This window comes from Rhodospirillaceae bacterium (assembly GCA_018662005.1).
GTDB lineage: Bacteria > Pseudomonadota > Alphaproteobacteria > Rhodospirillales > JABHCV01 > JACNJU01.
In genome coordinates this window covers 1-10,309 of record JABJHA010000050.1, presented here as the reverse complement: position 1 = coordinate 10,309, position 10,309 = coordinate 1, and the positions used below count along the sequence as shown (strand labels likewise).

Below are 10,309 nucleotides of genomic sequence, written 5' to 3'. Positions count from 1 at the left end.
TGAACCGGCCTCAGCCTGCTTCAAAATAGCGATGATCTGGCTGTCAGAATAACGTGATTGTTTCATGTTGAATCTCCTCAAAAAACATTACGAGAAAATTCTACTCATTTGTACCGCTAAAAATTGGGAGCATTACCGAACAACTTCATGTTGCGCGGATCGTCCTCAACGATGAGAATAGTCTTTGCCATTTTCGATCCTTATATTTTGTGCCCAATAGAATATTCCGATACCGGTGATATTCAGTTTACTGTTTCAATGTCTTTTAAGGCCAGCATGATATCCTGCTCTTTCCCCCTTGTATATTGGGGCATTCACACCGGTTCACAAGTCATCGCTGCAAATTAGAATGCCATTTTTTAAGCCAATGGTAGCTCAATCCAGAAAGTGCTGCCGATACCTTCTTCACTGTCAAAACCGACTCTGCCGGACATACGTTCCACCAACATTTTGGTTACCGGCAGACCAATGCCGGTGCCTTCCTTTGAAATCATCGGGTCTAAGCCCAGTCGATTGAATATCTGAAAGACGTCAGGATAATTTTTCCTGGCGATGCCTGTGCCGGTATCCGTTACCAGAATGCGCAAGTACTGATCATCGGTTTCATGTGCATCTATTGTCACCGATCCACCGTCCTTGTTGAATTTAATGGCATTGGATAAAAGATTGAGGAACGTTTGCCTTAATCGGGTCATGTCGCAACGAACCAGGGGTAACAACCTGTTATTAATTTTATTGGTAATTTTAATTTCCCTTGCTTCCCCAAGGGGGGAAATCAATCTCACACAGTCGACGGTTACTTCGACAACATTGACATCATTAAAGGTAAGAGAAACCTGATCTGCCTCAATCGTGGCCAGATCAAGAATATCATTTACCAACTCAAGAAGATGCTCGCCACCCTCGACAATACAATTTACATGCACTTTTTGAGATTCTGAAAGGGGGGCCTTGGGGTCAAGTTGCAACATTTGCGCGAAACCAAGGACAGCATTCAGCGGCGTTCTTAACTCGTGGCTCATACTGGCGAGAAAATTCGACTTGTGTAGATTAGCTTGCTCTGCTTCCTGCAAAGCTGTTTTCAGATTAGCGGTGCGACTGTTGACTTCCTTTTCCAGGGATAAATTGGTCAAGACCAGGTTTCTCTCAGCTATTAATTTACCCACCGAAGCGCGTGAAAAATACCATGCGATTATTATGCAAACGGGCAGGAGCAGGGCCAGGGGATAAAATTTAAGCAAATCGCTTGCAATCATGAAAAGATCGCCGGTTCTTGCATAGGACGCGGTGATGATTTTCCAGTCTCTCATCTGCCTGCTTTCTTTGCTGGCGTTTGGGGCATAAGCGTAGGGGTGGGTAGTCGAATAGACGAACCTTCCTTCGCTGGTATCGATAATGCCCGAGTCAGTTTCCTTTATGGATTTCCAAACTTCTGGGTGTTTATTGCTGAAATTAGCCTTACCACCAAACATGAACGCCCATTCGTCTGCCAGCGTAGGACTGGACAGGTAAAATCCATTACTATTGACCAAAAAACCTGCCCCGGGAGCCAATTCCATTTGTTTTTTGAACTGATCAATGAATATCTTGGCAAGGTAATTTAGAACAATAACGCCTCTAAATTTTCCGGATGTATTGTAAAGCGGTGTGCCGAAACGGATCACCGGTTTATGGGGTTTTTCAATTCTCCCGTTTTCCATATTCAGATCGGTTGGCGATATATAAATTTCCCCTTTGGCTAATTTTGCCGACAAGGAAAAATAGTATCGATTGGATTTGTTCTGTAATTTATTTTTAGGTATCGCCCTGGCGTTGCCGTTTTCGTAATTGACGCGAATAAGTTCATTGCCTGATGAATCCAGCAAACGGATTTGATCATACAGGCGGCGTGTATTGGCAAGATTGATGAACTCGTTGCTTATTTCATTAAACCGATTGGTTCTTTTCTCATTGTGTAAATAGCCGGAAAGAGAATCGTCAATGGCAAGGAACGAAAGATCCGCAATCACCGTATCAAAATCATGCACGGCTAATTTTGTGGCAAGTTCTACGGCGTTCTGGTTTTGAATTAATTCTTCTTTTTTGTGGAGCTGGTTTTGAATGCGAAATGCGATGGTGCCCGCTAGCAAAAAAACCAACAAAATAATGAATGTTAAAACGACAAAGCGTCGCAAGAAAAGCCGGACTGGAACCCCTGCTGAATGATGTCGGCCAGTAGATATAACGGGTTCGGTATTGTTCACTTGTCCGTCCGGTGAGCTTATAGAAAATATTCCCCAACTTTTTCAAATTAACAAAATACAGGATAATATAAATGATGCTGATCAAGAATACGGGGGATTTTGATATTGCGGATGGATTCGCTTATGCCTCAAAGAATCCTACCAGTATTTCATGGCAGCCCGGTAAATGTCGGCCAGGTTTTCTTCACTGACCGGGCAGGGGGCTTGCGCCAGTAGCCGTTGTTGGGCGTAGGAGCCTTTGACAAGGGCCGGAATGTCGTCTTCGCTGTAACCTATTTCAGCAAGTCCGCTTGGCAGTCCTGTGGCTTGCATCATGTCGCTTAAACGTAATGCCAATAGCTCTCCACCATCCAAAGGTGCGGCGTTTGAGGTATCAGCGCCCAGGGCGGCGGCGGCTTGTAAATGGCGTTCGGGCCCGGCGGGTCCGGTAAAACGGAAGGCCGCCGGGGCGTTAATCACCACCGACAAGCCGTGCGGAATCATCGGGTTTGCGTTCTCGTAACCTTTGGCTACGTATTCATGGTTCAGGCCAGCGACCGAATAAGACATGGCGTGGGGGATGTGAACGCCGGCATTGCCGAAGGCCTGACCGGCCAGAGTGGCTGCGAACATGAGTTGGTGACGGGCTTCAATATTGTCCGGTTCGCGGACGGCGGCAACCAGATACTCCCCGCCGATACGAATGGCGGCCTCGGCGCCAATGTCAGAAAAAGGGTTGGCCCCCTGATAGGGAGGGCGGCTGCCAAGTTCGGGCTTTTCACGGGATCTGTAGGGCCGGGCGGTAAAAGATTCAATGGCGTGGGTGAGCACGTCAAAACCGGTTGCGGCAATCACCCCTGCCGGCAAGCTTTCGGTTGTCACCGGATCAACAAGGGCCAGGGCCGGGCGAAGATGAATGGATGAAATGCCGGTTTTGACCTGTTCGCGGACCAGATCGAAAACCGCGACGCCAGTGGTTTCGCTGCCTGTGCCACAGGTCGTCGGGCAGGCAATATGCGGCTTGATTGGCCCTGGAACCGGTTTCGCCTGACCTATGGGCGCGTTGACGTAGGCCATCAGATCATCAGGGTGCGTGGCCAGCAGGTTAGCGATCTTGGCAGTATCAATAACAGACCCCCCGCCGAGCGATATGTAGCCATCGAAATTTCCTTCGCTGGCGAATTGGGCGGCGACCCTGAAACTGTCATCTGTTGGTTCTACCTTGACCGCGTCAAAAACAACCGTCTCGACCCCGGCCTTCATCAGCGCGTCCAGGGCTGTTTTCAAAGGTTCGGTTTCGACCACATGCTCGTCCGTGAACAGGGCGGTCCGTGTCATGCCTAACCTGTGGGCATCATCGCCCAACTCGTTGAGCGCCTCAGGCCCGTATTTGATGGTCGAGGCCGGTACGGTGAATACGGTCTCACCATCGTCAAGGGCGGGAAAAGGGTTGGGACTGGTCATTTGGGCTATCCTTCAAGCGTCATGAGGTGTCGCATACTGTCGCATGAATTCTATTTGCAAAATGATAGCTTCGCGAAGCTCAAAATCAGTATCGGGAGGTAAAAGTGGAAAATATCATACACATCGACAATGGTGAAAAACCGACTCCGACATTTTCTGCGTCCGAAATGAAGGCGCGGCAGGCGGCATTGCGCTCTCTGATGGCCAAAAGCGACATCGACGCAGCCTTGTTCACCTCCTATCACAACATTAACTATTATTCGGACTTTCTGTATTGTTCATTTGGCAGGCTTTACGGATTGGTGGTGACTCAAGGTAAGGCGGTCACGCTCAGCGCCAATATCGATGGTGGCCAGCCGGGCAGGCGGACCTTTGGCGATAACGTCATTTACACGGACTGGCAGCGCGATAATTATTTTCGCGCCCTGAAGCAGGAATTGGTGAGCCCGAAAACCCTCGGTGTTGAATACGACCACATTAATGTGGAGAACCTTGCAAAACTGAAGGCGGCTTTTCCGGATACCGACATTATCGATATTTCCAAGCCTGTGATGGCCCTTCGCATGGTCAAATCGGCTGAGGAAATCGTCGTTATTAGCAATGGCGCGCGGATCGCCGATATAGGCGGTGCGGCCTGTCGGGATGCCATCGGTGAAGGCGTGCCTGAATACGAGGTGGCCTTGCAATCGACGGCCGCCATGGTCCGTGACATCGCCGCCACCTATCCGCACGCTGAACTGATGGATACCTGGACCTGGTTCCAGTCGGGCATTAATACGGACGGCGCCCACAATCCGGTGACCTCACGAAAAATCCTGGAGGGTGATATCCTCAGCCTGAACTGCTTTCCGATGATTGCGGGCTATTACACGGCGTTGGAGCGGACCCTGTTTTGTGGTCATGCCTCGAAGCGGCATCTTGAACTTTGGGAAATCAACTGTCAGGTACACCGCCGCGGGTTGGAGCTGATGAAACCCGGAGCTCGCTGCTGCGACATCGCTAATGAACTGAACGAAATTTACAAAGAGCACGATCTGCTGCAATACCGCACCTTTGGCTACGGCCACTCGTTTGGCGTCCTCTGTCATTACTATGGTCGCGAGGCAGGGCTGGAACTGCGCGAGGACATTCAAACAGTGCTCGAACCGGGTATGGTGGTTTCCATGGAACCGATGATCATGCTGCCAGAGGGTATGGACGGGGCTGGCGGCTATCGGGAACATGATATTCTGGTGATCACAGAAGATGGGGCCGAAAACATCACCAAATTCCCGTTCGGCCCGGAACATAATATCGTCTAAAGACTGAAAAATATTGCATGTCAGATTTTGAATATCCCAAGGACGAAAACCTGCGGCTGATTTTATCAACCGATCAGGAAGAGTGGCTGCATATACGTATTCGCGACTGGAAACTCTTTTCCTGGGCCATGGCAATCATATTGGCTGTCTGCTTTATATGGGCTGTGGCCTATGCAGCGGGGGCATTTTCCCGCTATGACGAGCCAGAATGCCTTTCTTTCGTCGGCAGCACCCTTAGTGTTCAAGAGCAACAAAAGCAAATCGCGGCGGCGGGGGTAGAGGCCTGTTCGCATCAGGAGACGTCTGAATCGGAGACAAATTGGGAAAATGTCCGGGCCACGGTGACGCTAACGTCCTGGGTGCTGATGATGGTGTCTTTTCTGGGTTTGCTGCGCGGCCTGTTTCAGGTTCGGCTTTTTACTAGCTACCTGAAAGATCACCGGGCGTTCTTAAAAAAATATAACCGCCTGTAACTTTATTGGGCCGTCCGCCGTCTCGCCATCCAGTCACCTGTGACCAGCGAGATGACAACGATCAGTCCACCAAGGTACTGAATGCCCGTCAAGGTCTCGCCCAGGATCAGGGCCGCCGCGATGATGGACACCAGTGGTTCCAGATTGCTCAGCAACGCCGTCATTGTCTTGCCGATAGAATGGATGGCAGCGTAGAGCATCAGGATGGCCAACCCGTAAAACACACAAACACCGGTCAGTCCGGCTATTCCCATGCCTGTTGTCGGGGGCTCGAAACCACCCAGCATAACCATCATCACCGCCATCATTGGCACGGCGAACACATTGGAATAAAAAGAAACACTTGTCGGCTTTACGTATTTTAACGCCCTCGATGTAAACATGAAGGTGGCCATCACCCCGAAACCACCCATCAGGGCGAGCACGATACCGCGCCAGTCGAGCACGTTGAAGGAAGGACCGACGGCCATGCCGATGCCGATAAAAGCCGCGCCAAAGGCAATCAGGCGTGCTCTGTCAATTTTCTGTTTGTCGATGAACTGGCTCGCCGCTGCCACCATCAGCGGATAGGTGTAAAACAACAGCACGGCCAGCCCGACCGGGATATATGAAACCGATGACAGGTAAGACGTTCCCTGCAGGACGACCGAAGCGCTGACTCCAATAAGCGGCAGGATTGCCATCCTGGGCAGGGAAAAGCCGCGACGGGTGAGGGCGATCAGTATGCCGATTGCAAGTGCGGTCAGGCTAATGCGCAGGAAAACCACCGTCCCCGGGTTGGAGCCGCCCTCATAGGCGAGCCGCGCCAGGGTCGTGTTGAGTCCCAGAAAAGTCGCCGAGCCCAGCGCCAGAAAGCGACCCATGGTATCCGTGGACTGTGTGGTTGTGGTTTGATGATTCATGCCGGGGTCTGCTTTGCGGCATTCTCCAGCAGATTGCAAGTTTCACAAGGTGAAATATTTTTTTGGTGTCTTGACATAAAACATTTAATTGAGCTCTTAAAATCGTTAACTATCACCATCCAGTACTTGTTTAAAAAACGTGAAAAGGGCATAAATCGCTGACTGAACTTTCCTGCTGAAAGTCCATTTGAAGACCTTAAGGAACTTCTCGATATGAAAATCGCCATTCCCAGGGAGAGCCAACCCGGAGAGACACGGGTCGCCGCTTCCCCCGATGTTGTTAAAAAGCTCATTGGTCTGGGCTTTTCCGTAACTGTTGAAAAGTCCGCCGGTGCCGAGGCATCTTTTACCGATGACGCCTTCAAGGAAGCGGGTGCGACCATCGCAAAAGACGCCGCCAGTGCATTGAAGAGCGCTGACATCGTTCTCAAGGTTCTGGGGCCCACCACAACGGGCGCCAAGAGCGAGCTTGCGATGATGAAAAAGGGCGCCATGTTGATGGCCAGCCTGGGGGCGCTTTCCAACAAAAAGGAAATCGACGCTATTGCCAAGGCCGGCGTCACGGCCTTTGCCATGGAACTGATGCCCCGTATTACCCGTGCCCAGACCATGGATATCCTGTCGTCGCAGTCAAATCTTGCCGGTTACAAGGCGGTTCTTGACGCGGCTGCGGAATACGGCAGCGCCTTCCCGATGATGATGACGGCGGCGGGCACCATCGCCCCGGCCAAGACCTTTATCATGGGTGTTGGTGTCGCAGGCTTGCAGGCCATTGCCACGGCCAAACGTCTGGGGGCGATTGTGACAGCCACCGATGTGCGCCCGGCGACCAAGGAACAGGTCGAAAGCCTGGGCGGGAAATTCCTGGAAGTCGATCCGGAAATGGAAAAGGAAGCACAAACCGCAGGCGGCTACGCCAAGCAAATGCCACCCGAATACTTCGAGAAGCAGAAGCAGGTCGTTTCCGAACATATCACCAAGCAGGATATCGTTATCACCACGGCGCTGATCCCCGGGCGACCCGCCCCTGTGCTGGTTACCGAAGATATGGTCAAGTCAATGAAGACCGGTTCGGTGATTGTCGATCTTGCGGTTGAAGCCGGTGGTAACTGTCCCTTAAGCGAATATGGCAAAGTTGTCGAAAAGCACGGCGTCAAGATTGTCGGCCATGCCAATGTGCCCGGCCGGCTGGCAAATGACGCAAGCTCGCTGTTTGCACGCAATTTGCTTAACTTTATCAGTCCCCACGTTGACAGTGAAAGCAAGGCTTTCACCATCGACTGGGAAGATGAAACCATCACCGGAACCTGTGTCACCCGCGACGGCAAGGTCATTCATCCGATGCTGGGGGCTAAAAAGAAGCCCGCCAAAAAAGAACCAGAGAAAACCGACACGGCGGAAGACGATAAATCCGCAAGTAAGGGGAAATAGTTATGGATGCAGCAACTGTTGCTGATCATTCGACGCGCCTGGCCAGTGATGCAGCCAAACTGGCCGAAGACGCGCTGAGAATCGCCACCGAAGCAACCCAACTGGCGGCGACGCCGACCTCTGGCGGCGGAATGGAATTCCTGTCGCTGTTCACGGTCTTCGTGCTCGCCTGCTTTATTGGCTTTTATGTGGTCTGGAGCGTCACCCCGGCCTTGCATTCACCGTTGATGGCGGTGACCAATGCCATTTCTTCGGTGATTATCGTCGGCGGGTTGCTTGCCGCCGGTCCCATGGATATGGACTTCTCGAAGGTCATGGGGTTCATGGCCGTGACTCTGGCATCCGTCAATATTTTTGGCGGTTTCATCGTCACCCAGCGGATGCTGGCAATGTTCAAAAAGAAAAAGAAATAGGGGGAGCATGATATGACTGAAAATATGACAGGCTTCGCCTATTTGATTTCCTCGGTGCTGTTCATTATGTCCCTGCGCGGGCTTTCCTCGCCTGAATCGGCCCGTACGGGTGTTCGCTTCGGTATTGCCGGTATGACCATCGCCATCCTTACGACGTTGATGGATCCAGGCGTGCTCAGCTATTCGATGATTGTTCTGGCGCTGCTTATTGGTGGTGCTATTGGTACTATCGTCGCCCTGAAGATCCAGATGACGGCCCTGCCGCAACTTGTCGCCGCCTTCCACTCACTGGTTGGTCTGGCTGCCGTGTTCGTTGCCACTGCCGCTTTCTATAACCCGGAAGCTTTTGGCATTGGTAATTTTGGTGAAATCGCTGGCGCCTCGCTGGTCGAATTGTCGCTTGGGACATCCATTGGTGCGGTAACGTTTTCTGGCAGTGTCATCGCCTTTGCCAAGTTGCAGGGTGTGATGAGCGGCTCGCCCATTACCTTCCCCGGCCAGCATAAGCTCAATGCACTGATCGCCATCCTGATTGTCGCCATGGTCATCATGCTGGTGCGTGGGCAGAGCGATACCGTCTTCTGGGTTCTGGTCGGTCTGTCATTCCTGATCGGTTTCCTGATTATCATCCCCATTGGCGGTGCCGATATGCCGGTCGTGGTTTCCATGCTCAACTCTTATTCGGGGTGGGCGGCTTGCGGCATTGGCTTCACCCTGTCCAACCCGGCCCTGATTATTACCGGTGCGCTGGTTGGTTCATCGGGCGCGATTCTTAGCTACATCATGTGCAAAGGCATGAACCGTTCGATCTTCAACGTGTTGCTTGGTGGTTTTGGCGGTGAAGTTGCCGGTCCGGCTGCCGGTGGTGGCGAAGAGCGTGCGGTCAAATCGGGGGCGGCTGATGACGCGGCCTTCCTGATGAAGAATGCCAGCAAGGTTATCATCGTCCCCGGATACGGCATGGCCGTCGCCCAGGCCCAGCACGCGGTCCGTGAAATGGCCGACAAGCTGAAGGAAGAAGGCGTCGAAGTCTCTTACGCCATTCACCCGGTTGCCGGTCGTATGCCGGGCCACATGAACGTCCTTCTGGCCGAAGCCAACGTGCCTTACGACGAGGTCTTCGAGCTTGAGGAAATCAACCACGAGTTCGCCAGTTGCGACGTCGCCTACGTCATCGGCGCCAACGATGTCACCAACCCGGCGGCCAAGACCGACCCGACCAGTGATATCTACGGGATGCCGATCTTTGATCTTGAGAAGGCCGGAACGGTGCTGTTCATCAAACGCTCCATGGCGACCGGCTATGCCGGGGTCCAGAACGAGCTATTCTATAACGACAAGACGATGATGCTGTTCTCCGACGCCAAGAAAATGACCGAGGAAATCGTCGTCGCGTTGGGCTAGTATGCCCCTTTAAATAACGCTCAGATTAAGCCCGGCCATGTCTGCTTTCAATTGAAGGCAAACATGGCCGGGCCTGTGAGAACTTGTCTGCTTTTATCCGGAAAGAGACAACCTGCTACGCGAGTGGTATAAGAAGATAATTTTTCAACGTACACAATAACCATTATTGGAATTGTGACATGTCAAACGTCGAGAACAGCACCAGCAGCAAGAAGCTTGAAAGCAAGTTATATAAGGAAGAAAAGCGGCTTCTACGGGCAGAGCAGTTTGCTCGTTTAGGGCACTGGCAGTTTTCGATAGTTGAAAAAAATCTCATATCATCTGACGAGATGAATAGAATTTATGGATACGATCCAAAAGTTCATCGAATGACTTTGGATGAAGGTGTCAGTGCCTGCCATACTGAAGATCTTGAGCGTGTTCAGAATTCATTTGATTTAGCAATTGAGACGGGCCAAGCGTTTGAATACGAACACCGCATCGTTCGTACTGACGGAAAGGTGCGAACCATCCATGCAAAAGCCGAGTGCGAATTTGGTAATGATGGAAGTGTCGTGTCTATGTTTGGCATCATTCAGGACATCACCGAACGCAAACAAGCGGAATATGAATTGGAGAGAATTTTTGATCTTTCTCCCGATATGATCGGTTCCGGTAATTTGGAGGGTTACTTCACAAAGATAAATTCCTCTTTTGAGA

General features: G+C 51.5%; 9 protein-coding genes. 6 read left to right on the top strand and 3 right to left on the bottom strand.

All coding sequences use genetic code 11. From position 1 onward, the window contains the following. Window positions 1-359: 359 nt before the first annotated feature. Window positions 360-2,243, bottom strand: a complete 1,884-nt coding sequence (locus tag HOL66_16710; protein ID MBT5245874.1) for a hypothetical protein — start codon at window positions 2,241-2,243, stop codon at window positions 360-362. 138 nt (window positions 2,244-2,381) lie between these two features. Then, entirely contained in the window at window positions 2,382-3,686 is a 1,305-nt protein-coding gene (locus tag HOL66_16705) for an iron-containing alcohol dehydrogenase (GenBank protein MBT5245873.1), read from the bottom strand. A gap of 167 nt (window positions 3,687-3,853) precedes the next feature. Between HOL66_16705 and HOL66_16700 the strand changes: the two genes are divergently transcribed. Together HOL66_16700 and HOL66_16695 are read left to right on the top strand one after the other, a co-directional pair. Beyond that, on the top strand, window positions 3,854-4,987 hold the full coding sequence (locus HOL66_16700; GenBank protein MBT5245872.1) for a M24 family metallopeptidase: 1,134 nt from the start codon (window positions 3,854-3,856) through the stop codon (window positions 4,985-4,987). Window positions 4,988-5,004: 17 nt separating this feature from the next. After that, window positions 5,005-5,460 (top strand): hypothetical protein, encoded by a 456-nt coding sequence (locus HOL66_16695; GenBank protein MBT5245871.1) that lies wholly within the window; start codon window positions 5,005-5,007, stop codon window positions 5,458-5,460. 2 nt (window positions 5,461-5,462) lie between these two features. Here the strand turns inward: HOL66_16695 and HOL66_16690 are convergent, their stop codons facing one another. After that, the gene (locus HOL66_16690) at window positions 5,463-6,362 is read right to left on the bottom strand and encodes a DMT family transporter (GenBank protein MBT5245870.1); all 900 of its coding nucleotides are present in this window, start codon (window positions 6,360-6,362) and stop codon (window positions 5,463-5,465) included. A 213-nt stretch (window positions 6,363-6,575) separates the two neighbouring features. On the opposite strand from HOL66_16690, the gene HOL66_16685 reads away from it, so the two are divergent. The 4 genes from HOL66_16685 to HOL66_16670 form a co-directional block, all read left to right on the top strand. After that, a complete protein-coding gene (locus tag HOL66_16685; protein ID MBT5245869.1) occupies window positions 6,576-7,793 on the top strand; it encodes a Re/Si-specific NAD(P)(+) transhydrogenase subunit alpha in 1,218 nt (405 codons plus the stop codon). Between the two features lie 2 nt (window positions 7,794-7,795). Then, on the top strand, window positions 7,796-8,206 hold the full coding sequence (locus tag HOL66_16680) for an NAD(P) transhydrogenase subunit alpha (GenBank protein ID MBT5245868.1): 411 nt from the start codon (window positions 7,796-7,798) through the stop codon (window positions 8,204-8,206). Between the two features lie 12 nt (window positions 8,207-8,218). Continuing rightward, window positions 8,219-9,610, top strand: coding sequence for an NAD(P)(+) transhydrogenase (Re/Si-specific) subunit beta (locus HOL66_16675; GenBank protein ID MBT5245867.1), 1,392 nt, complete (start codon window positions 8,219-8,221; stop codon window positions 9,608-9,610). A 179-nt stretch (window positions 9,611-9,789) separates the two neighbouring features. Next, window positions 9,790-10,309, top strand: a 520-nt coding sequence (locus HOL66_16670) for a PAS domain-containing protein (protein MBT5245866.1), incomplete at its 3' end; no start/stop codon positions are given.